The organism is Paenibacillus sp. cl123 (assembly GCF_900101595.1).
GTDB lineage: Bacteria > Bacillota > Bacilli > Paenibacillales > NBRC-103111 > Paenibacillus_G.
On the sequence record NZ_FMYY01000014.1, the window covers coordinates 17,042 to 40,091 of the forward strand.

The following is a 23,050-nucleotide window of genomic DNA, read 5'->3' on the forward strand; positions in this document are numbered from 1 at the left end:
CTCCTGTAATCAAGGCTTTTTCTCATGAGTCAGAGCCCCGGTCACTGTCTTCTTATCTTCCTGATCGAGGGCGAGGTTAAAGACGAACAGCTCGCCGGCCTTGCTTCCCGAGTACGAATAAACGCCCTCTTCCTGCATCACGAAGTTCTCCTTATAACCGGCCTTATCCGCATAATCCTTGTACAGCTTCACAACTTCCGCGAAGGGCATCTTGGTCTCGATGGACACCATTTTATTGCCTGACTCCTTGCTGCTGATGGAAGCCGTAACCGCAATGGCGGCCGGCAGCGGGATATCGCTAGGGAAACCCTCCGGCAGCTTCGCCTCGCTGGACAGCGTGACCTCTTTGCCCCCGTCCGTCTTGTACGTGACGCTCCCTTTATCGCCGGCAGCCTCATGGATCTCAACCGACGAGCAGCCCGCCCCGAATACTGCCGCGATAAGAACGGCTGCAGCCATTTTTGCATAACGCCTGTTAATCATGTCATCCTCCATAGGCTCAGGGAAACGATTCCCCTAAGTTTTGATTCTAGAGTATGCCATCAGAGAGGCGTATGCCAGTTACAGCATGTCATAAGTTTTGTCAGCCGGGGCCGGGTCTGCCCGCCTATCCGGGACCTTCATCCTAAGCCGACATCCGGATAAAGGCTAAGCTTGGCCATGACCGCAGGGGAGAACGACGGCGTCAAGTCAAGTACCGCAATAGGTGCGGTACGGGCGCGGCGACGGCGCAGGCAGCGCTGCATATTCGGCCTGCTCGGGCGAATACGCGAATGGATCGGACAACGCCACCAGCAACCGTTCCAGCACGCTGTAATCCCCTTGCTCGACTGCGGCCTCCAGCGCCGCCTCCACCCGGTGGTTGCGGGGGATGACGGCGGGGTTGCTGCTGCGCATCAACCGGTCCGCATCGGCCTCAGATTCCGGCTGTCTGCTCCGTCTCGCCTGCCATCTCTCCAGCCATCTCGCGAACTCTTCGCTCCCGGACAGCGCCGTATCCGCCGGGGCGCCCAAGGTTAACGCCCGGAATGTATCGGTGTAATCCGCATGTCCCTGCTCCATCATGCCCAGCAGTTCCGCCACAAGAGCCTCATCCTCCGGCTCTTCGCCGAATAAGCCCAGCTTGGCCCGCATGCCGGCCAGCCAATGCCGGCGATACAGCTCAGCGAAGTTCGCCAGCTCGTCTTCGGCCAGCCGGATGGCCTGCCCCTCCTCCTCATCCAGCAGCGGCAGCAAAGCTTCCGCCAGCCGGGCGAGATTCCACGTGGCTATACGCGGCTGATTGCCGTAGGCATAACGGCCTTGAGCGTCTATGGAGCTGAACACCGTCGCGGGATCGTAAGCATCCATGAAGGCGCAAGGCCCGTAGTCGATCGTCTCGCCGCTAATGGCCATATTGTCGGTGTTCATCACCCCGTGAATAAAGCCCACCAGCTGCCACTTGGCTATAAGCTCGGCCTGACGCTTGATCACGGCCTGCAATAAGGCAAGATAACGGTTCGAAGCATGATAGGCGTCCGGATAATGCCGCTGCAGCGCATAATCCGCCAAGGCGCGAAGCTCTTCAGTCGTGCCTGCGCTCGCCGCATACTGAAAGGTGCCGACGCGCAGATGGCTGGCTGCAACCCGGGTGAGCACCGCACCCGGCTGCTCGGTCTCGCGGTAGATGGGTTCTCCCGTCGTCGAGACCGCCAAGCTGCGGGTTGTTGGAATGCCGAGCGCATGCATCGCTTCGCTGATGATGTACTCGCGCAGCATCGGCCCCAGCGCCGCCCGGCCGTCGCCGCGGCGGGAGTATGGGGTGATCCCCGAGCCTTTCAGCTGAATATCCATCCGTTCTCCGCTCGGCGTCAGCTGTTCGCCTAACAACAGCGCCCGGCCGTCTCCGAGCATGGTAAAATGTCCGAACTGATGTCCCGCATAAGCCTGGGCAAGCGGTTCGGCCCCTTCCGGGACCCGGTTGCCTGCGAACACCGCCGCTTCTTCCTCGCCTTGCAGCGCCTGGACGTTCAATCCGAGGGAGAGGGCCAACGACTGGTTGAACAAGACCAGCTTGGGCGCGCGTACCCGAGTCGGCTCCTGTCTGGTAAAGAACAATTCCGGGAGCCGGGCGTAACTGTTGTCCAGGTTCCAGCCGCCGGTTGAGGATGCATAGGGGTTGGTCATGAGTGACCTCCTTCTCTCATATGGACTTGTTTATTGGCTAACGTTATTCCCTGTCATGCTGAGCTGCTCTATCTGTATGCGACAGCGGGATGGAAATATCGCAAATAGCGCATCCTAACTCTGCTCCCCTTTATATTACCCGCTTCTTCTTCATCTCATAGGGGCAGCGCTTCGATGCCACGGAAAAGAAAAAAGCTCCTGATCGGAGCTTATTGCGCGAAAATTCAATTCATCTGTGCTGTTGACCGCCCCAATCGGCTGCCTAAGCTTCCTTCAGTATACGAGGCTTAGGGTTAGACGGGTTGGCTGGTTTACCGCCCGTCAAGCCAAGCGCCTTCGCGGTTGTTGCATGGATGTCTTGGATGAGGTCGGGGTTTCCGAACAGCGATACGCCATAAGAAGGAATCATTTCTTTGATTTTCGGCTCCCACGTCTTGATGTGCTGCGGGAAGCATCTCCGGATGACTTCCAGCATGACCGAAACGGCCGTGGAAGCGCCAGGCGATGCGCCGAGCAAGGCGGCTATCGAGCCATCCGCCGCGCTGATCACCTCGGTGCCGAATTGCAGCGTTCCTTTGCCGGCAGCCGTATCCTTAATAATCTGGACGCGCTGGCCTGCGACGAGCAGCTCCCAGTCCTCGCTCTTGGCGTTCGGAACAAATTCTCTCAAGGCTTCCATCCGCTTTTCCTTGGACAACATAACTTCCTTGATCAGATAGGTGGTGAGCGGAACGTTCTTGACACCCGCCGCCAGCATCGTGAAGAGATTATCCGGCTTGACGGAAGTCAGCAAATCGAACATGGAGCCGGTCTTCAGGAACTTTGGCGAAAATCCGGCAAACGGCCCGAAGAACAACGATTCCTTCTTATCGATAAATCGGGTATCCAGATGGGGAACGGACATCGGAGGAGCGCCGATTGCCGCTTTGCCGTATACTTTGGCCCGGTGCTGCGCCACGATCTCCGGCTTGCGGCAAACCATAAACAGGCCGCTTACCGGGAATCCGCCGATGCCTTTTCCCTCGGGAATACCCGACTTCTGCAGCAGATGCAGGCTTCCGCCGCCGCCGCCGATAAAGACGAACTTGGCTGTCCGGCGTTCGACCGTACCGCTATCTACGTTGCGCACCTTCAACTCCCACATGCCGTCGCTGGTCCGTTTAATATCATCCACATTATGCTTGAACTTGATATCGACGTTTTGGCTCTTTAGATGTTTAAACAAGAGGCGCGTTAAAGCACCAAAGTTGACATCCGTTCCGGAATCAATCTTCGTAGCCGCGATCGGCTTGTTGATCGTCCGGTCTTTCATCATCAGCGGAATCCATTCCGCCAGCTTGGACGGGTCCTCGGAGTATTCCATGCCTTGGAACAAAGGATTATCAGCCAAGGCTTCGAATCGGTTTCGGAGAAACTTAACGTCCTGCTCCCCTTGCACAAAACTCATATGAGGCACGGGCACGATGAAATCCCGCGGATTGCGGATCAAATTATGATTGACCAGATACGCCCAAAACTGCTTGGAAACCTGGTATTCCTCATTGACCTTGATCGCTTTACTAATATCTATGGAACCGTCCGGTTGTTCCACGGTGTAGTTGAGCTCGCACAAGGAAGAATGCCCCGTACCCGCATTATTCAGTTCGTTGGAGCTTTCTTCTCCAGCGCCGGCGAGCTTCTCAATGACCGTAATTTCCCAGTCCGGTACTAATTCTTTCAGCAGAGACCCTAAGGTCGCACTCATAATGCCGGCACCAATTAAGATAACATCTGTTTTCGTTTGTCTGTCGCTCATGTTTACCGTCCTTCTACCCTATAGATTTGCAGAAAGAATGCAGGCGCTCGACCAGACGCCTCAGCATGCCAGGGCGCCACCTCGTTACACATTTTTTCTGGATCATATCTAACCTTATTACAGTGTATCACTATTAGTAATAGAATAAAATATTAAATTCCTGTTAGAACACGGGGGTTTCAGGAATATCCTCCGAAATTTCATATTATTCGGCCGCTATTCGGCAGCTCCGCTTATGTCTATCCCCGGCTCTCATCGCAAGGCATCCTCTACTCTTGTCGCATGCTCATACATTTCCTTGACTCTCGCGATCTCCAGCTTAAGCAAATCCGCTCCTGCGCTCGATATGCGATACAGCTTGCGCCGCTCTTCCTCGGCAACCACCTGGATCAGGCCATCCTTCTCCATACGGGCCAGGCTTCCATACACGGTGCCCGCTCCCAAGCGGATTCGTCCGCGGGTCAAAACATTCACATATTGAATAATTCCATAACCATGGCGTTTATCCGTCAAGGACAGCAAAATGTAGTACGCCGTTTCGGATATGGGCATATAACGGCTAATCGGCTTTTCTTTCATCCATTCACCCTCACCTGAGTTGCTTAACGCCCTGCTATCTGGCTATCTGGCCATCTCGCTATATCGTATGCCGATATAACCCGGTTTGATTATATCACCGCTCGATATATCACGCAAGCCAGTCCATGCCAAATAGATCGCTTAGCCCGTTAGGCCAGCGACCTGTCTCTGGTAGTATACAGGAGGCAAGTTCTGCCGCTGACGCTGTTATTACTGCTACTGCTGCTTGACGCCGTTCTGACTCGCCGTCCGCGCCGCATCGCGGATAAACCGCACCCATCTCCGGTGTACGCCCCGGAGCAGAATAAAGCAAGCTTCCATCATCGTGCGTCGAAGCGCCGGCGGGCAAACGACCGGCTTATTGCGCTCCGCTCCCCGCACCGCAAGTCTGGCAAGCTGCTCAGCTCTCATCGGCTTCCTCTTCTGCATGCTTGCCGGCCTGCTGCGCTTTAACTCTCACACGAGCCCTTGTACAGACGCCTCGCTTCGTTCCGGTCCGACACCTGCAGCTTGTTCAAAATCATGGATACGTTGTTCGCCACCGTTTTGACGCTGATATAGAGCCGGGAGGCAATCTGCGCATTCGTATCGCCTGCGGCAATACGCTCCAGGATCTCCATCTCCCGCTTGGAAAGCTCGGCCAAGGCAGGGTGGTCCGGGCGGACGGGCGTCTCGGACGCCGCGAAGTAATGGATCATCCGCGCTGCGATATCCGAGCTGAAGACCGCTCCGCCGCTTCCCACCATCCGGATGGATTGCAGCAGCTCCGCTTCGTCGGCGTCCTTCAGCACATACCCTTTGGCCCCGGCCCGCATGGCTGTAAACACAGACTGATCGTCCTGGAACATGGTCAGGATGAGGATCTCGATACGGGGGAACCGCTCCTTGATCAGCCGCGTCGCCTCGATGCCGTTCAAGCCGGGCATGCGGATGTCCATCAGAATTAACTCCGGCTGCAGCGCGGCCGCCAGCTCCAGCGCTTCATCGCCGGTCGAGGCTTCTCCCACGACTTCCAGGTCCTCCGTAGTTTCCAATAAGTTGCGAACGCCGCTCCGAAACAGCGGATGGTCGTCGGCGATGATTAGCTTCATATCCAGCTCTCCTTTGTTCAAGTGACCTGCTTCTCCTAGAGAGGCAAAACGGCAAACACCCGCGTCCCGCCCTGCTCCAGCCGCTCGATCAGGCATTGTCCGCCGAGCTCGGCGGCCCTCTCCCGAATCGATTGCTGACCGATGCCCCCTTGGCCGGCAACGAAGGCAGCCGCCGCGGCAGAAGCTCTTGCGCTGCCCGCCAGCCCATTGTCCGTGATTTCCACGATCAGTTGACTAGCCGAATCGACATTCAGCCGTACCGTGCAGGCGGTTGCCTGCGCATGCTTGACTACGTTGACAACCGACTCGGTCACGATCCGGTAGGCCGCAACCTCCACCGCCGCAGGCAAGGGCGGCAGAGGCAGCGGCACATTCAGCGCTATCCTAAGCGGCTCGGTCCCCTGCTCTTCGGCCAGCAGCTGAGCTGGCTTGGACAGCTCATGAATCCGCTCCTGAATCGCCCCGACCAGCCCCAGCTCATCCAGAGTCGGAGGACGCAGATCATGGACCATGACCCGGATCTCGCTCACGGTTGAGCGGATGACCCGCCGCAGGTCGGCCAGCATGTCTATAGCGGTGGCCGGTTCTTTCTCCACATATTTCTGCGCCGTGGCTGCATTCAGCGCTAGCGCCGCCAGCCGGGGAGCCAGGTCGTCGTGCAGGTTTTTGCGGATTTGGCGGCGTTCTTCCTCCCGGGCCAGCACCAGCTTCTCGCGCGACTCCTGCAAATCCTTCGCCAGCAGCTTCATACCGAGCGTCATGTTCACGTTCTCCACGATAGGCCCCGCTTGTCGCAGCAGGACGTCGAGAAATTTATGATCTTCCGCCGAGAAGCCCTCTCCAGGGGAACGGCTGGCGATATACAAGGTGCCCAGCTCTTCTCCTCTATGAATAATGGGGAAAGCATGCACCTCATTCACCCGCTCCCCCGCGGAAGCTACCGTTTTCTCCTGGCCGCCGACTCCGATGGCGATGGCCGTATACGTCAGACGGAGCGCATCCTTGACCGTTCTGACTACGGCATCAAGCATAGCCTCCGGAGCTAACGGCTGGATCAACTGGTTGCCGAGCTCAAGAAGCACGGCATAAGGATCGTCGTGCCTGCCTTTCATCAGCCGGTTAATCTGGCGCTGCAGCCATTCCTTGAGCGGCGCGAACGCCACGGCAACTACGGCGGTAGCGAGCAGGGAGATGATAAAGTTATCCTTTGTTTGAAACAGCCGGCTTAAGTAAAGCACGGCCATCGTATACAGCAGCACGACACAAACGGACAACGCCGCATAAACGAGCGTCCGTCTCACCAGCGGATCGATGTTCCATAATCGCTGGCGAAGAATCGCCATCATCAGCGTAATGGGTATGGCTGTCAAGGATAAGTTGAGGATCGCATTCAGATACACATAGGTGATCGCCGAGCCGTCATTAAAGCCTGGATAGAACAGCACGCTCATGCCGAGAAAGCCGACAAACCCGATCGCCACCCCGTACACGACCCATTTGGTTTGCTGCCGCTGTACCGCTCCCGACACCTTGCGGAACCGGTAAACCTGAGAATAGATAAGGATCACCGTGGAGCCGACATACCACAGCAACCGAACGTATTCCGGCACGTTAAAAACAGTCCATAGGCGGCCGCTATAAGCAAATTGAAGCACATCGACAACGACGATGAGGAAAAAGACGAACCGGGTCCATCTGGGAACGAAGAAGCCATCCGGAAACAAAAAGAAAAACAGCGACAACGTAATCCAGCCCAGCATCGCATTCATCATGAACCAATGATAGGCGAGAAAGCTCCCCTCGGAGGCGACCATCGTAAGCGAAGGGAAGGAGGTGCCGAAGGAAACCATCGCCGCGGCCGCCAGCAGGCCCATCGGTTCGCGGAATCCTTTCCAGAGCATCGCGGCGGATGTCGCATAAAACACGAAGGTAAACACGCAATCGATCAGTACGAACAAAAGGGCGTAGTGCTCCAGCGTGAGGCCCTGCTCCGGGATCGGCATGGCCGGAACGGAATTGCCGCAGCCATGCGCGATGCAGGTCGAAATCAAAGCCTTATAGTAACGCGGAATGCTGCTGATATACATCGATATCGTGATGAGACAGAAAGTCAGGACGAGCAGCTGCAAGCCTGCCAGTCTCCCCGATTTCAGCTTGCGGACTTCCGAGGCCATACGTGACATGCCCTCCCGAGTAGTTGATAAGCCAATTATAGCTCCCGGCCTCCGGATTGGATATGGATGGCTGATAATTTCCCGCCGCTCCTCCCGCTTTTTTCCCGAAACAAGCGCTTTTTCTTCCCGCCAAACCGGGAATAGGCTTCTCTGGTCCCCGGGCATTCCCTGCCCTTATCATAAGTTCATAAAGCATGAACCTACCTTAAGGAGGCTGTACACGAATGAATGACAAGCAAATTATCCGCTGGCTCGGCATGATCTGTATCCTGGCAGGTATTGCGCGTATCGGCATGACGCCAACTTCCATGATCTGGGGGACCGATAGCCCGCAGGAGCTGACCTTCGGCTTTATCGCATGCATCCTGATGTCCGTCGGCACGATCGTCACGTACCTGGTGCAAGCCCGTGAAACCGGAGTAACCGGGTTTGTGGCGACACTGGCAATTATTATCGCTAACATCGTGACGACAGCGATGGTATGGACCCCATTTGTCATGGGCGCGGGAGCCCCTATGCCGGAAGGCATTGTGGTCGACATCTCTCGGGCTGTCATGATGGTAGGCTTGATGGGGGGATCGCTGGTGTTCGCCATCCTGTCGTTCAAAGCCCGGGTATTTCCGCGCTGGGTGCCGGCTCTGCTTGTGCTGATGCTTCTCAACCTCTTCCTGCCGATTGCGGACAATCAATTTTTCGCCGCTTTCTGGGGACTCGCTTATGTCGGCATGGGCTACTGCATCTGGGCAGGCAAGCTTAATTCCCCGGCGGCCCGGCAAGCCGGCTCTGTGACTGCATAAGCGCACTGCTGCGCATCCCGGAGCGAAACAGCGTTTTTTTCTGCGAACATGCGGTTTATATCGACCTATCTTACCGCCGCGGCGAGATGCCGGGGCGGTTTGTTTGGGTTGAAGGAGAACGTATGACCTCCTTAGCGTAATAAGAGAGGAACAGGGCGAGGATTGACAGGGTTGAGATGCGAGCCAACAACCGGTCCGGGACCCAAGAGCGCCGGTGGCTTCACTTAACCCTCAAAGTAATGGTGCTGAATGTAATAAAAGGCGGGGCGCTCGCCTATCTGACTAATTAATGAGAGATCGAGCAGCTCCTTCACTATTTTCCTGAGAGTCGCTTCCGATTTGTTCAGTATTTCGGCTAGCTCTTTTATGGTGAGCCCGCTATTAGAGTCGAAAAAGTGGTTTTGTGCAAGTATAAACATGACTGCTCCATGAGAATCCTCCATGCCATTTAATTTCGGCTCTTTCTGCAGCTTAGCTGCCGCCATGCCTAACAGCTCGCTTTTTTCTTTTAACTCTGTATTCATTTCAACGAGAGTCTCGACCATAATTGTTAAGAAAGCTTCAATAAAATAATTCAGCTCTCCTCTACTCTTAATACTATTGGTAAAGTCAAAGGCTTCCAGGTATTTATTTGAATATTTATTGCAACCTCTGGATAACGATAGCGAGGGGATATTACCCAGTGTCTTGGAAACATATAAGCTACTTATAAATCTGGACGTTCTTCCGTTTCCATCATAGAAGGGATGTATATATCCGAAATAGTAATGGCCGACCGCGACCTTGATTAATTGAGGAATGTCTTCTTTATCATTCATAAATTTTAGCATTTGAGTGATTGCAGCGGAAATTTCTTTTTCGGGGGTAACCCCCTGGTGGATGACCTTTCCAGTGCCTGATTTTTTTAAAACATAGGTTGCCTCTTTCCTGAAAACTTCACCGTCCGGGAGTTCCTCCAGGTCTATTTCTCCATTCGTAATTTCGTCATATATTTTCCGGATATCTGCGGGTACTTTAGGTAACTCAATATTATCCTGAAGCAGACCCATGTACGATTTGATCATACTATCGAACCTTGTTTTTGCTTTTCTATTGAGCTTTATTTCTTTTGCGCTTTTGGCAATTTCCTCTCTGCTGCTTCTTATCCCTTCCAGTTGATTGCTATTATATAATTCCTCTACCAGGCATTCATTAATAAATTGATTCTGGGCTACTGGTGGAAGTTCGTGAAAAGTACGCAGAAGCGCATTTGATACAACGTAAATTTTACTCACAATATTCAACATTTTATTAGTGGGCACGTAAAATAACTCATAAGTTTGCGGTTGACTCATCGGTCTGATAACTAAACCCAGAGGAATGGCGGAATCAAAGTTAAACCTGTGCTGGTATAGTTCGTTAAATTCGGTCGGGGTTCGTTCATGATATAATTTATAAATATATCTCAAGTATTGACACCTCATTTCTTGCCATATAAACAATTTTTGCATATAATAATCGAATTGTCTATTCCTATGTGCAAGAAAAGTCATTTTTTTATAAATACATGATAACCCGTTAGTTTTAAATTAATTTATTACCTTTATATGAACTCCACATATGCATCTCCCATTCCCATTTTTTTTAATTTTGACCTTCATGCTGCAAGATGGACAACTAACCGTCATTCCAAGCACCCTCCATCAGCTAGTGTTACTAGTTTCGACCCAAAAGTGGGAGGTTAATCTCTGCTGCTTGATCTTGAACGAAATATTTGTGAATGAACGATGCGATATTGTCTGATAATTGTACCCGCAACAAATAAAGAGGCGCCTTCCGGCGCCCCCAAGCGTTCGGCAAATGTTATTCGGCAAGCAGAGCGCCCAGCCGGTCAAAGTTCTTTTCATTGCCTTCAACGATCGTATAACAAACGCAAACAATCGCAACAAGTTCACAACATGTATTTGTTACAGTTAAAGCGAGCCAACCAATCAAACATTAACTAGCGAAGGACTGATACATGTTGAAATCAACAAATGTTATCAAGGAACATTGGCCTTTTATCCTGGGTCTGGGCGCTATAGCGCTGATCAGACCTGTCATGAAGATGACGGGGATTATGGACATCCTGGGGCAGCAATTCGGAAGCATTCTGATGACGATCCTTATTTCCTTGGCCTGGCTGGTCATCGTCCTCGTGAAGAAAACGCCTAACCCTGTTGCCGTTCTCGTCTGTGCGGGCTTGAGCTATGCCCTGTTCGCCATCATAGTCAGCGGCATCCTTTCTCCAATTTTGGACGGGAAATTGCAAGGCCCCCTTACTAACCCGCTTGCAATTGTCAGTGTTTTTTCAACCAACGCGATCTGGGGCCTGCTTGTTGGCGGACTCGCCAAGGCGCTGGGCCGTAAATGGTAACTGCCTTTCTGCAAAAAACGTAAGTTTTTCAGCGGCCCCTACCAAATAGGGGCTTTTTTGCATGCAGCGGAATGGCAATCCTCATGAAAACCCTATAGATGCTTGCTTATTCCGGTACCGGAACGACTCCGTTCGTCCCGGTCTGCGGTATCACAAAGGACCAGTCGGCATCCCGGTACTGATGGTTGACGATAAGACGTTTGATCGTCAGCCGCTTGGGCATTGTCTTCAAATCCTGGATAATAAAGCCGCCATCGTGCATCTCGACTGCGCCTGATTCATGGATGGATACGCTACCTCCTACGAACATCGAATATTCCTTGCCGGTCTCGTCGACAGCGACCCAAGTATCCCCATGTATATCATGGCTCACTGTGCCTCCGCCTCCGAATGGAATGACAGCGCGCGTCTTATCCGACTGGGAAGCAGCCGGGTCTGCATGCGGCTCAGGACCGATCTGCAGTCCTTGGAGCAGCAGCTTATCCCCCGAATCCTCGAATATAGCAGGCTGCTCGGCCGATATCGCCGCCGGATCGAACGTTACCGACGCCGTACTACGCTCGCGGATCACGTAGCTGTCCAGCACGAACCGGATTTTCTGCTTGTCGTATGCGAAATTATCGAATTGATAAAACCATTGGGTCACGCCGCTCCAGCGCTCGAGCTCATACCGGCGGCCGAGCTGGAAGAGCGTGCTGTCCCCGAGCCGCTTCCCCTGCTCGTCTTCCAGATGAAAGTTAAGCTGATGGAAGCCGCTTTGCCCATTCACCGCCCGTCCGGCCGCTTCCGGAGTCAGCCTGGTGGTAAACTCCAGCGAGCCCCCGCTCGGCGTCCGGGAAGCCCCCTGCATATGGATTTGTATGCCGCCTGGAGTCTCATACGTTTGATCGATCGCGGTCAGCAGCGTGAGGGGTTTGGCTTTGGCCAGATCGGCCTCTATAATCAGCTTCCAATCCCCTTTTATTTCTTTGACGGGAGGCTCCGCATTCAGCTTATCCTTATACAGTCTTAGCTCCTTGATATGCGCATTAAGCTGCAGCTTGTCGGTCAGCAGGGGACGCATGAACTTAAATTCCATGCGGTTGGTCGTCTGGTTGCCTCCCTGTCTCATATCATAGGAAACATCGGCAAAGTTGCCCCGCTCGTTGAAGTAAATATTGAAGTCGGAAGTCGCGTAGTCAATCTCTCCGGCGATGGTATTTCCTTTGTCGTCATACACATCGATTCCGATAATCAGCCGAGTGGAGTCGGCAATCACCTCGTTGACCTGCAGCCTATAGCCCTGATCTACGGCGCTGACGCCGGATATCTGCACCAGCCCCATGTCGTGGACATTTTTCATCCCATTGTCTACCAAGCTATCCTTGGCAAATAGCGATCTTACCATACTCGCCAGGGTAGGCTGCGTATACAGAAGCGTTCCGCCCACCAGCATCAATGCGGCTGCCGCCGCTCCCCAGGTTTTAAGCGTAAACGCGCGTTGCGCGTTGCGGGCACGCTTCAGCTGAGCGGCGATGGAAGTATCGGTCGGATGGGTTGCTCTGCCCGGCCGAGCGGACATCGGGGCTTCCTGTACAGCTTCGATCTCTATCCCTTCCAGGTGCAGCATCACTTGGTCGGTGAATTCGTCCGGCAGCTTGTCGGCAAACAGCGTTTGCTCCCAGATATTGTCCTCCATCGCCGGCCTGCCGCCATCTGCTTTACGGCTGACTTTTTTCTTTTCGGTACGCTCCAAGAATGTCACTGCGTTTCCCCTCCTTGGCTTCGACGATTTTTCGCAGACTGATTTTGGCACGAAAGACAATATTGGTAACCTGCCTGACCGACATGCCGGTAATCCCGGCAATCTCCTGATGGCTGAGCTGGTTAGTGTAGCGCAGAAGCAGTACGAGCCGATAATGTTCAGGCAGCTCCTCCAGCAGGAGATGCAGCTCGGAACGCAGTTCCTTCTTCAGCAGCATGGATTCCGGCGTTTCGGGTTCATAGCTGTTCTCCTGCAGGGAGCTCGCTGTTTTCCGGGCCCCCCGGTCCTTCTGCAGATTGATAGCGATCGTGTAGATCCACCCTGCAAAGCTCTGCGCCGGATTATGCGCCGCCAGCTTGCGGTAAGCTTTCAGCAGCGTCTCCTGGGTCAGATCCTGAGCGTCCGCTTCGGAAGAACCCATCTTGCGAAACAGCCCGTAAAGCTTATTCTGATAGCGCCGGACGATGCCCGCATACGCTTGCTTATCGCCTTTCAGTACGGCTTCGATAATGGCATGATCATCTGTCAGCTCCACGCCTTCCCCTCCTCGTTACAGTCTCCTATGTTCATCTCTCTTCTAAGACTTGACTCCGCGTATGTTCTCTCACTTGATTTCGGATTCCCCCCAACTTTCCCTCACTTATTTGCTATTGACAACCCAGCAATTGGGATGCTGGTGGGCGACCAACAAGACATTCCGGCAGCGTTCAGATGGCTCAGCGGCAGTCTCAACGGCTCTCAGATGCATGAGCTTCCGCCGCTGGTGATAGCCGTTCTCGTCTTTGCGCCTATCGTCGCCTTACTGGGCAAGCAGCTCAGCTTGCTGGAGCTTGGAGAACAAACGGCCACTTCTCTCGGGGTGAATACGGACCTGACCAGAATTGCGCTGATCGTAAGCTCTGTCTGCATGATTGCCCTTGCTACCGCGACGACAGGTCCAATAGCTTTCGTCGCTTTCCTTTCGGGACCGATCGCCAAACGATTGGTCGGAGGCGGCTTCTCCAATGTCATTCCTGCGGGTCTGGTCGGCGTAAATTTGGTTTTGGGAGATTTATAATGAAGCCGACACATACGTTTCAAGCTGAACAAATCGTTGCCGGTTATGATCATAAAACGGTTGTCCAAGGCATAAGCCTTGTGATTCCCAGCAATCAAGTAAGCGTCATTATCGGGGCCAACGCCTGTGGCAAGTCGACGCTTCGATGAGCCGACAACTTTCCTGGATATTACGTATCAGGTCGAAATTCTCGACCTGCTTACGGACCTTAACCGCAAACAGGGCACGACGATCGTCATGGTGCTTCATGATATCAACTTGTCGGCGCGTTATGCGAGCCATATATTTGCGCTTGCCGGGGGAAAGCTTGTGGCGGAAGGCGAGCCGTCCCAGGTGATTACAAGCTCGCTTGTGAAGGATGTTTTCGGGCTGGACTGCACGGTGATCGAAGATCCCGTATCAGGCTCGCCGCTCGTTATTCCCAAAGGGCGGTATCATGTTCATCATGAAGCTACACCTTAGACGGCAACTCGGCCAAAAATAAGTTACCCCCTCCAGCGTTTGTCCGGACAAGATCCGCAAGCGCTGAGAGGGGGTTTTCGTTGTACCGGTATTGGCACTTACTTGGCATTGTCATTTTTTATCGAATCATGTAGATTAATATTAAACTAATCCACGTTGAGATGCTTCCCTGCAAGTAGTGGGTATTATCTTTAAATAGGACATACATTCATCATTCGGGAGAGACATCTCATGCAGCGCATTTCTTTCAACAGCACTTTGACGATCGGACTGATGTTATTCGCCCTGTTCTTCGGAGCGGGAAACCTCGTATTCCCGGCGATGATGGGCCAACACGCAGGCGATCAATACTGGCAGGCCAATCTCGGCTTTCTGATCACGGGCGTCGGCCTGCCTTTACTTGGGACGCTCGCTCTCGGATTTTCCGGATCGAAAAGCTTGCTTGCCTTGACCAGTCGCGTACATCCCTGGTTTGCCTTCGGCTATACCACCTTGCTTTACTTAACGATCGGACCTTTGTTTGCCATGCCAAGAACCGGCAGCGTGGCGTACGAAATCGGGATTAAACCGTATATCGAAGCGGGGTATGGTCCGTTAGGCTTGGCCATCTCCACCGTCTTATTTTTCGGAGTGACCTTGCTGCTTGCCATTAACCCGGCCAAAATGGTTGATATTGTAGGCCGTATCCTGACGCCGCTGCTGATCACCTGCATCGCCCTGTTGGCCATCGCGTCCCTTATGGCGCCTCTCGGCCAGCCTCAAGCGCCGGAAGGGGGTTATGTCTTCCAAGCTTTCTTTAACGGCTTCCAGGAGGGGTATCTGACGATGGATGCGCTGGCGGCGTTCGTATTCGGCATTATCGTCGTAGACGCTATCCGGGCCAAAGGGGTCAGCGCACGCAAAGGCATGCTGACCGTCTGCTTCCAGGCGGCAATGATTGCAGCGGCTATGCTCGCCCTGATCTACACCTCCCTGACTTATATCGGAGCAAGCAGCGTATCAGCCTTCGGGATGTTGGCCAATGGCGGCACGGTGCTGAACCTGGTGACCAGCCATTATTTCGGCACGTTCGGAGGATTTGTACTCGGCCTTATCGTGCTGCTTGCCTGTCTGACCACAAGCATCGGCCTGACCGCCGCCTGCAGCAGCTATTTTCACCAGATCATGCCAAGCCTGTCGTATAAAAGCATTTGCGTCGTCCTGAGCGTGGTCAGCGCCCTGCTGGCCAATATCGGACTAGAGCAATTGATTCACTTTTCCGTGCCCGTTCTGACGATCCTCTACCCGCTGGCTATCGTGCTCATCTTGCTGACATTTCTGCATCATGGGTTTAAAGGCAAACGCGCCGTTTACGCGGTCAGTCTGCTGCTGACCTTTCTCGTCAGCTTGGTCGACGGCCTTGAAGATACGCCGCTCGGTATTCATCAGCTCCACGATTTCTTCAACCGGCACTTGCCGTTGTATAGCATTGGCCTGGGCTGGCTGATTCCGGCCTGCGCGGGCATGCTGATAGGACTGCTGCTGCCGGAACGGCAGGCAGAACAACCCTCATCCAGTCCCGTGGAGGACTGAAGCCGTGGGCTAGCCGCCTGAAACGAGCCGAAGAACGGGTGAGGAAGTCGCCGGCTTAGCGGACCTTATTGCCTACCAGTTCTCCTGTACTCCTCATCCCTATCCAAGGGATCATTATCCGAGAACAGATCCGGATTGTCCTTCAGCATGTCCGTTACGATCTCCGCCACCTTGGCCGCATCGCACACCCTTACGACGGCATCGCCAAGCCGCCCTTTATGCATCGCGCCCGTCTGTTCCAGGATGCCATCTATTTTCCAAAAATGCTCCGACCATGACAGTCCGCAATGTCTGCGGGAAGGGACCGGGATTTCTGTCCCATCAGGCAAAACCGTGTACAGCATCTCATGGTCATCCGTTAACCTTCCCGGTATGTCCGCCCACTCCTCGACCCCATGAATAAAGGTATTGCGCCGCAAATCGACCCCAACCAGCAATATCGTCGCCTTGCGGTCGAGCAGCTTCCCCCAAGCGGAACCTCTGGCGCATGGCGTATCGAACTGATGATCGCCGCCGGTGAACGCTGCAGCATCCCGGCCCAAGGCCGCCACCGAATGCGTGGGGTGCAGCGAACGCACTACGCCAGGCCGCCCGCGGAACAGTTCGGGTAATATCCCTACGCAGGAAGGCGAATGTTCCACGTAGAACCTCGGATTGTCCGCCTTAATATAGGACCATGTATGCGTGGGCAATACCAGCAGCCCCTCTTTCATATACTCCGCAAACGCATCCAGGACCGTATCCGCGCCGCCCTCGACCGGCCCCATGCTTTTCATGGAAGAATGCACGAGCAACGTTCCTTTGCCGTCTATGCCCAGCTGCTCTAATTGCATGATTAAATGCTCTTTGGTGTACATGTATGTTCTCCCCTCTAAGAGTTCTAAAGCTACTGTATCATACGAGTGGAGTTATGGGGTACGCGTTTATAAGTCTCCTTTGCCCGCTTCGGCTCACGTCCAAGTTAACCAATCAATTTCCAATAGTACTGTCTCAAGGGGAGGTTGGAGCGGATGGCAAATTAAAACCGGTTATCGCGGACAAGTTCCACGGTAACCGGTGTCAGGGCAACACTTACTTGAAATACCGATCCAGGAACGAGTTGCGGAACTTTCCCTGCGGATCGCAGCTGGCTGCGAGGTTTTGGAAATCACGGTGCTTCTCATAGAGCGACTTCACTCGTTCGGGAGCCATCGTGAACAGCTTACTCCAGTGCGGACGCGCCTCATAGGGCTCGAGCGCCGCTTCGATGAGCGGTAGCACGCGCTCGACCGCCTCACTGTGCGGCTTCCATGTAAAATGAATGCCGATGGAGTCCCGGCCGTAGTTCGGACTCATCCACAGCTGGTCGGCGGCAATGGAGCGCACCTCCGAAATATAGAGATGCGGAGCGATATGCTCCTCCAACTGGAAAATCGCCTCTAGCGCAGCATACGCATGGTTTCGCGGCACAAAGTATTCGCTTTGCAGCTCCTCTCCCGCGCTCGGAGTAAACGCCATCCGGAAATGCGGCAGCCGCTCGTGCCAAGGTCCTCTTTTTCCCAGCTGCTCGCTGCATGGCTCCGCAGAAATGCCCGGCACGGGATGCAGCGGCACAGCAGCCCTCGTCGCCCCGTAAAACTCGTCTCGGACGAACGCTTCATCCGTACTTGCGATTTGTTTCAACCAAACCTGGGTGAATCGGCGGCCGGTCCAATCGGTAAACAGGCTGACGCTGTACGCGCTTGAGAAAACATCGTCGATATGGCCTTCCAGCCGGGATAAAGGCAGACTTTCAAACACCAGCTGGCTGATATCAAAGCTCGGCACGATGTCGAGCGTCAGCTTCGATACGATGCCTAACGCTCCAAGATTGACGATGGCTCCATCCGCTTCCGGCTGTTCGCCGCGCGTATAAACGACCGCTTCCCCGCTCGCCGTCACCATCTCAACGGAGCGTACTACGGTAGCCAGGTTGCCGTTCCGGTCCCCCGAGCCATGCGTACCCGTTGCACATGCGCCGGCAATCGTAATATGCGGAAGAGAAGCCAGATTATGCAGCGCATAGCGGTTGGCATGCAGATAACCGGCCAATTCTCCGTACCGAATGCCGCCTTCTACGGTGACGGTGCCGCGAGAGGGGTCAAGCTCCAACACTCGATTCATCTTCCCTAGCGAAATCAGACCGCCGGACGTATCGGCGATGCTATTGAACGAATGGCGCGAACCAAGCGCTTTGACTTTATGTTGTGCCGCCACCCATTCCTGGAGCTGCTCCATTCGCTCTGGCTCGAAGAGCTCTGCGGCGCTGTATGTATAATTCCCCGCCCAATTCCGTAATTTTTGCATCGTACTCTTCACTCCATTCCACGCTTTCCGCGGCTTCCGGCACTAACCATTTTTACAGCAGATTCCCTATCCTATTTATTTTTGTATCTTCCTATTCTATACCGACATCCGCGGAGCGTAAAGGAGCCAGCCCTATTGGAAATAAGGACGTTATTCCCGCCGCTGAATCTGTTTGGCCAGGCCGATATTCATGAGCTGAGACATGGTAAACCAAACCGAGAACGAAGTTTGGACAGACGGTCTACAAAATAAACGGCAAAGTGATTTTGCTCATCTCTCTGCTGCTCGGACTCCTTGCTTGGCAGCTGGTCCCGATGACGACCGCAAGCGCTGTGTTTGCTGGTCCGATAGCCACGTTCCAGGTATTTCTGGCGGAGCTTTCGGACGGACTGTATTTCAGAATAGAAATCGTTACTCTTGGCATCGTCATTATCGGGGTTATTGGATTTATACTGGATAAAACATTACTCTACATGGAAATAAAGCTGGCGGGAGGGCAGCACCGGCCGGCTGTCCCGACAGATCGAAAACGTCCTTACCAACCGGATCGGGTGGATAAGGACGTTTTTGTCGTATAGTCGTGCGGTCTGCTAGGCATGGTGCCAATCTTCCCATTCATCGGCAGACAAATATCGCACATTCGCTTTAACCTTGCGCCTTGCCGCTTGGCCGTCGAAAGCGGCCCCTCCCAGAAGAAACCGTAATTGCGGGTTATGCCGTGCGGCTGTTTCAATCCACTCCATAAGCTTGTCTATATAACGAGTGTCCGTAACGGAAATGGCGACAAACGAGATATTCTGACCTCCGATAATCGCTTCCAGGTCCTGAAATGGCGTGTCGGGACCCGCATACAAGACATTCACGCCCCGTTTGCGCAGGAAAAGGCTGAACGACAACAGTCCGAGATGATGACGCTCTCCTTCCGGGCAAAAAGCCAGCACTGCCGGCAGATCCGGATCGACGGGATATACCCGATACAAGGCTGACAATCGCCGCATGATCGTCTCCGAAGCGAAATGCTCCTGAACGACGGCAATTTTGCCCGCCTCCCACTCCGCTCCGATCCGATATAGAACAGGAACGAGTATGCATCGAAACGTTTCCTCGAAGTCGTACAGGGCAAACGCCAGATCTATTGTTTTATCCGCTTGCAGGGCATTGAAGCTTATTAGATCGGTGTATAGCTTGTCGACCAGACCGTCATACGACCGGCCGGATATCGGCCGCTTGGGAGCCTGCTCCTGGTCCGGTTCCGCAGGGACAGACTCGCTTTGCTGCAGCAGCCTCGCCGCTTCGCTGATTTTCAAGCCGTTTTTTTGGATCTGGTCTTTAAGAAAGCTGAGCTTGGCAAGATCCTCCTCGCTTAACAGGCGATGTCCGCCGCTGCTTCGGTTGGGTGAGATGACCCCGTAACGGTTCTCCCAGGCACGGATCGTGACCACAGGGATCCCCAGCAGCTCGGAAGCCCTCTTCATGCTGTACATACGTCGATCCACTCCTCCTTTGTAATTATACATAATCGATACAAAATGAGGAGGGTTATGCCGAAATTTTATTCGTTATACGCCGTTTTTAAACATTCTCTTGTGATTTATGTATAGATTTTGTATAATTTTTACTAAAAACCTATACATAGTTGAGGAGCTTGTTCTTATGAACATAGAAGAAGCCAAGGTTTTGAAAGAGCATCAAGGAGAGAAGCATCTTCTTGCCGTCGTGTCGGCCATTCAAGGCTCCCTTGCCATGATCGAATTTGATATGGAGGGTTGCGTGCTTAACGCCAACGATAACTTCGCACGATCCTTTGGCTATCCGTCATCCGGCATGCAGGGAATGTCCCATGCCTCTTTCTGCACGCCTGAATTTCGAAACAGCCCTCAATACGCAGAGCTATGGGACGGGCTGCGCCAAGGCAGGACGTTTCAGAACAAAATCCAAAGGGTTCGAAAGGACGGCAGTCTCATTTGGCTTGAAGCAACCTATATGCCGATTATCGGGGAGGACGGGTTCCCTTCTTCCGTACTCAAGATCGCGGCCAACATCGACGAACGTGAACAGACGGCTTCCCGATTGACCAGTGACCTTCTGCAAATTTCCCATGAGCTGCTAAGTCACGCCCGGGAAGGCATGGCCCGCAGCACGGAAACCCAGGCAGCTGTCGGCAATGTCGTATCGAGCTCCGAAGACAATATGGCCGTACTGCTTCAGTTGGAAAGCCAGTCCGAATCCATACGCGGGATCGTCCGGTCAATTAAAGAAGTTGCCGAGCAGACGAACCTTCTTGCCCTTAACGCGGCTATTGAGGCTGCCCACGCGAAGGAGCACGGCCTCGGGTTCGGGGTTATTGCAAGCGAGGTTCGCAAGCTGGCCGCCCAAGTCGAACAAGCAACCAGGGAAGCGACCGAATATGTGAAGGAGATCTCGACCCGCATCCGGGAAGTAGAGAGCAGCACGAAAAATTCCCGCATGCTTGCCGCCGAAAGCCAGATCCGGCTCCAGCAAGCCATCAACGCATTCCAGGTAGTGGAGGATACTGCCCATAAGCTCGACGGAAAGGCGAATCAAATTAAGCTGATCCTGGAATAAAGATTGAGGACGACTAGGGCGGCAGAGGAAGTCATAAGCTTCAGGACTGCGGATTCGATATACAAGCAAAAAGCGCTGGCCCTCCTCGTCCGGCAGCCTCAGCTATGATTCGCTTGGCGTCCCTCCGCTTGGCGAGCAGAATCGGCCAATCGCATTGTTGATCTTACGCATTAGCAATCGTGCCGAAGCTTCTTCCACTTCTCCTTCAAGGCCCGCAAATCTTCAACGAAAAGCCTGTGCAGATTGGGACGTCTCCTTACGGCAAGCGGATGATAGGTGAAGCTGATCGGTATACCTTGAAATTCATGCCAGGCGCCTCTCAATTCCTTGACACTTGCGCTCTCCTTATCCGGAAATAGAGCCTCGGCCACGACATTGCCGAATCCAAACAACACAAGCGGCTGCTTCTGAACAAGCTGCAGCTGCAAGTGAGGCAAACATGCCGCTCTTGCCACAGGCTTGTTGTAGGCGCGAACCGGCCGGCATTTCAGCAAATAGCTCACATACACATCGTCTACGGCAATCCCCGCTTCCCTCATACCAATTTGGAGTGTTTCGCGTGTACCGCACAAAAATGAATTTCCTTCCCGGTCCTCCCTTGCGCCGGGATTATCCAGAATCATCATTAGCGGGGCTCCCGGGTTTCCTTCCCCCCAGACGACGCGGGTCCGCTGTCCGGACAATTCGCAAAGCTCGCAATGCTCCGCTCCTTCGGGGGCCTGTTCCTCAGGCAAAATGACAAAGGGATGGTCCATTTCCGCGTCATGCAGCTCCTTCCTCTTGTACGCAATGATTCCATTATGCCCATTGGCATGCAAAAATTTGCCCTATGGCGCACAAACACTGTCGCCGCTCCGTTATGTCTGTTTATCCAGCCTACGGGAGGGATTCGCCTTGCTGCTGCGTTGCAAAGCGTAATATGCATCGAACGATGCGAACTTTACCGTTCCTCTTGCGGCATCAAAAAAAGCCGCCAAAGCGGCGGCATGTCTATACCGAACTATGATCTATAGGAGACCGTTAATGAAGAGTTTTCCAAAGCCGCAATAATACGACAGCTGCCTCCGCTCTTGTTGTCCGTCCATCCGGCACAAACTGGTTGCCATCCCGGCCTTCCACCATCCCGTGTTTGCGAGTTGCTTCCACGTATCCTTTGGCCCAGGCCGGAATACTTGCGTTATCAGCAAATGAAGTGTCCTTCAATCCCGCAGTCTCCCATTTCATTGACTTGGCGAGCATCGCAGCCATCTCAGCCCGGCTTACCGTTTGCTGTGGACGTAAGGTACCGTCGAGAAAACCGTCAAGAACACCTTTGGCTACCGCCGTCCGGATCGCTTGCCGCGCCCACTCCGGGATGCTTTCCTTGTCAAGGAAAGGCATAGGGACCGCTTCGTTGCTTATCGGGATTCGTTGGGTACGCAGCAGCATGACGGCGAACTCCGTCCGCGTTACGCGGACGTCCGGCATAAAAGTTTGGGCATCCACGCCTTCTACGATTCCAAGCGCCGCGGCTTCACAAATCTCCGGTTCGGCCCAGTGGTTCCGGATATCCGTAAAGGTGCATCCGCCGTTCGAAGGCGGGGTCAATTTAACCGTATGGCGCGTAATGGTTATCGTATAGGTCTTGACGCTCCCGTCCTCTGCCCGGACTTTAAGAACGATCTCATTGATTCCCATCGCCAATGGAATGATTTTCGTGTCCTCTACCGGTTGATCCCGCCATGTCACAATCGCCCCGGGATCGGCCAACGTGACCCGAAGCCGTACCTGTCCGGCGTCTGTCTCAGCTGTGTAGTGAGTAATTTCGGGCGCAAAGACAGGAGTTAATCCAAGTGTTTTTCCTTCGAGATCAAGCATGAGAAGGGCTATATCCGCATTGCTTGATCGTTCCGCACTAGATGATCCGGAGCTGCCTGAGGAAGCCTCCTGAGGTATGACATTCACCGTTCGGGTGACATCTGCCGCCGCGTTGCCCGAGCTGTCCCTCACCCTATAGACAAGGGTGTAAGTACCTGTTTGATTCGCATACACCGCTCCGCTTACCGTGATCTGCGAGGTCAAGTCGCCATCGATCGCATCGTGGGCCGTCGCGCCGGGATCGGTAAATGCGCTTCCGGCTTCTATCTCCATCGGGTTTGGTCCGTTCAGCGTTATCAGCGGAGCACCCAAATCGACCACCTGTACGGTGCGCGTTTTTGTCGCCACATGACCGGCGGCATCGGCTACTTGGTACGTGAGCGTATAGGTGCCGGCTTGGCCTGTATACACCGCTCCGCTTACCGTGATCTGCGAGGTCAAGTCGCCATC

Annotated in this window: 20 protein-coding genes and 2 pseudogenes; 7 read left to right on the forward strand and 15 right to left on the reverse strand. The window is 53.9% G+C overall.

What is annotated here, in order from left to right; all coding sequences use genetic code 11:
- Positions 1 to 9: 9 nt before the first annotated feature.
- From BLR08_RS19810 to BLR08_RS19840, 7 genes are all read right to left on the reverse strand, one after another.
- Entirely contained in the window at positions 10 to 483 is a 474-nt protein-coding gene (locus BLR08_RS19810; RefSeq protein ID WP_072334303.1) for a hypothetical protein, read from the reverse strand.
- A gap of 207 nt (positions 484 to 690) precedes the next feature.
- Positions 691 to 2,166: a protein adenylyltransferase SelO gene (locus BLR08_RS19815; RefSeq protein WP_072334300.1), complete on the reverse strand. Its 1,476-nt coding sequence runs from the start codon at positions 2,164 to 2,166 to the stop codon at positions 691 to 693.
- 262 nt (positions 2,167 to 2,428) lie between these two features.
- Positions 2,429 to 3,961 (reverse strand): malate:quinone oxidoreductase, encoded by a 1,533-nt coding sequence (locus tag BLR08_RS19820; protein WP_072334297.1) that lies wholly within the window; start codon positions 3,959 to 3,961, stop codon positions 2,429 to 2,431.
- A gap of 252 nt (positions 3,962 to 4,213) precedes the next feature.
- Positions 4,214 to 4,540: a PadR family transcriptional regulator gene (locus BLR08_RS19825; RefSeq protein ID WP_072334294.1), complete on the reverse strand. Its 327-nt coding sequence runs from the start codon at positions 4,538 to 4,540 to the stop codon at positions 4,214 to 4,216.
- A 216-nt stretch (positions 4,541 to 4,756) separates the two neighbouring features.
- Entirely contained in the window at positions 4,757 to 4,951 is a 195-nt protein-coding gene (locus BLR08_RS19830) for a hypothetical protein (protein ID WP_072334290.1), read from the reverse strand.
- Between the two features lie 38 nt (positions 4,952 to 4,989).
- Entirely contained in the window at positions 4,990 to 5,652 is a 663-nt protein-coding gene (locus BLR08_RS19835; protein WP_256257728.1) for a response regulator transcription factor, read from the reverse strand.
- 14 nt (positions 5,653 to 5,666) lie between these two features.
- The gene (locus BLR08_RS19840; RefSeq protein WP_072334287.1) at positions 5,667 to 7,805 is read right to left on the reverse strand and encodes a GAF domain-containing sensor histidine kinase; all 2,139 of its coding nucleotides are present in this window, start codon (positions 7,803 to 7,805) and stop codon (positions 5,667 to 5,669) included.
- A gap of 224 nt (positions 7,806 to 8,029) precedes the next feature.
- On the opposite strand from BLR08_RS19840, the gene BLR08_RS19845 reads away from it, so the two are divergent.
- The gene (locus BLR08_RS19845; protein WP_072334284.1) at positions 8,030 to 8,602 is read left to right on the forward strand and encodes a hypothetical protein; all 573 of its coding nucleotides are present in this window, start codon (positions 8,030 to 8,032) and stop codon (positions 8,600 to 8,602) included.
- Positions 8,603 to 8,826: 224 nt separating this feature from the next.
- On the opposite strand, the gene BLR08_RS19850 is transcribed toward BLR08_RS19845, so the two are convergent.
- On the reverse strand, positions 8,827 to 10,050 hold the full coding sequence (locus BLR08_RS19850) for a Fic family protein (RefSeq protein WP_072334281.1): 1,224 nt from the start codon (positions 10,048 to 10,050) through the stop codon (positions 8,827 to 8,829).
- Positions 10,051 to 10,601: 551 nt separating this feature from the next.
- On the opposite strand from BLR08_RS19850, the gene BLR08_RS19855 reads away from it, so the two are divergent.
- Complete coding sequence (locus BLR08_RS19855) at positions 10,602 to 10,997, forward strand: hypothetical protein (protein WP_256257727.1); 396 nt, start codon at positions 10,602 to 10,604, stop codon at positions 10,995 to 10,997.
- Between the two features lie 106 nt (positions 10,998 to 11,103).
- Here BLR08_RS19855 and BLR08_RS19860 read toward each other — a convergent pair whose 3' ends face one another.
- On the reverse strand, positions 11,104 to 12,741 hold the full coding sequence (locus BLR08_RS19860; RefSeq protein WP_072334278.1) for a DUF4179 domain-containing protein: 1,638 nt from the start codon (positions 12,739 to 12,741) through the stop codon (positions 11,104 to 11,106).
- Complete coding sequence (locus tag BLR08_RS19865) at positions 12,698 to 13,276, reverse strand: RNA polymerase sigma factor (protein ID WP_083537379.1); 579 nt, start codon at positions 13,274 to 13,276, stop codon at positions 12,698 to 12,700. The genes BLR08_RS19860 and BLR08_RS19865 overlap by 44 nt, the downstream gene beginning before the upstream one ends.
- A gap of 135 nt (positions 13,277 to 13,411) precedes the next feature.
- Here BLR08_RS19865 and BLR08_RS19870 point away from each other — a divergent pair.
- The 3 genes and pseudogenes from BLR08_RS19870 to brnQ form a co-directional block, all read left to right on the forward strand.
- Positions 13,412 to 13,786 (forward strand): annotated as a pseudogene (locus BLR08_RS19870) (iron chelate uptake ABC transporter family permease subunit); the annotation flags it as partial.
- A gap of 11 nt (positions 13,787 to 13,797) precedes the next feature.
- Positions 13,798 to 14,260: pseudogene (locus tag BLR08_RS19875) on the forward strand (ABC transporter ATP-binding protein).
- 231 nt (positions 14,261 to 14,491) lie between these two features.
- Positions 14,492 to 15,832: a branched-chain amino acid transport system II carrier protein gene (gene brnQ, locus BLR08_RS19880; protein WP_072334275.1), complete on the forward strand. Its 1,341-nt coding sequence runs from the start codon at positions 14,492 to 14,494 to the stop codon at positions 15,830 to 15,832.
- A gap of 65 nt (positions 15,833 to 15,897) precedes the next feature.
- On the opposite strand, the gene BLR08_RS19885 is transcribed toward brnQ, so the two are convergent.
- Positions 15,898 to 16,689 (reverse strand): AAC(3) family N-acetyltransferase, encoded by a 792-nt coding sequence (locus BLR08_RS19885; protein WP_072334272.1) that lies wholly within the window; start codon positions 16,687 to 16,689, stop codon positions 15,898 to 15,900.
- 214 nt (positions 16,690 to 16,903) lie between these two features.
- Complete coding sequence (locus tag BLR08_RS19890; RefSeq protein WP_072334268.1) at positions 16,904 to 18,157, reverse strand: FAD-binding protein; 1,254 nt, start codon at positions 18,155 to 18,157, stop codon at positions 16,904 to 16,906.
- A gap of 314 nt (positions 18,158 to 18,471) precedes the next feature.
- Between BLR08_RS19890 and BLR08_RS19895 the strand changes: the two genes are divergently transcribed.
- Positions 18,472 to 18,735 carry a hypothetical protein gene (locus BLR08_RS19895; RefSeq protein ID WP_143151557.1) on the forward strand — a complete coding sequence of 88 codons (264 nt, stop codon included), beginning with the start codon at positions 18,472 to 18,474 and terminating at the stop codon, positions 18,733 to 18,735.
- A 12-nt stretch (positions 18,736 to 18,747) separates the two neighbouring features.
- Here the strand turns inward: BLR08_RS19895 and BLR08_RS19900 are convergent, their stop codons facing one another.
- Positions 18,748 to 19,641, reverse strand: coding sequence for a MerR family transcriptional regulator (locus BLR08_RS19900; RefSeq protein ID WP_072334262.1), 894 nt, complete (start codon positions 19,639 to 19,641; stop codon positions 18,748 to 18,750).
- Positions 19,642 to 19,810: 169 nt separating this feature from the next.
- Here BLR08_RS19900 and BLR08_RS31470 point away from each other — a divergent pair, with 169 nt between their 5' ends.
- Positions 19,811 to 20,743 carry a methyl-accepting chemotaxis protein gene (locus tag BLR08_RS31470; protein WP_072334259.1) on the forward strand — a complete coding sequence of 311 codons (933 nt, stop codon included), beginning with the start codon at positions 19,811 to 19,813 and terminating at the stop codon, positions 20,741 to 20,743.
- Positions 20,744 to 20,913: 170 nt separating this feature from the next.
- On the opposite strand, the gene BLR08_RS19910 is transcribed toward BLR08_RS31470, so the two are convergent.
- Complete coding sequence (locus BLR08_RS19910; RefSeq protein WP_090586391.1) at positions 20,914 to 21,498, reverse strand: uracil-DNA glycosylase; 585 nt, start codon at positions 21,496 to 21,498, stop codon at positions 20,914 to 20,916.
- Between the two features lie 265 nt (positions 21,499 to 21,763).
- Positions 21,764 to 23,050 (reverse strand): immunoglobulin-like domain-containing protein (locus BLR08_RS31220; RefSeq protein ID WP_176835566.1); only part of this gene is annotated, 1,287 nt, incomplete at its 5' end.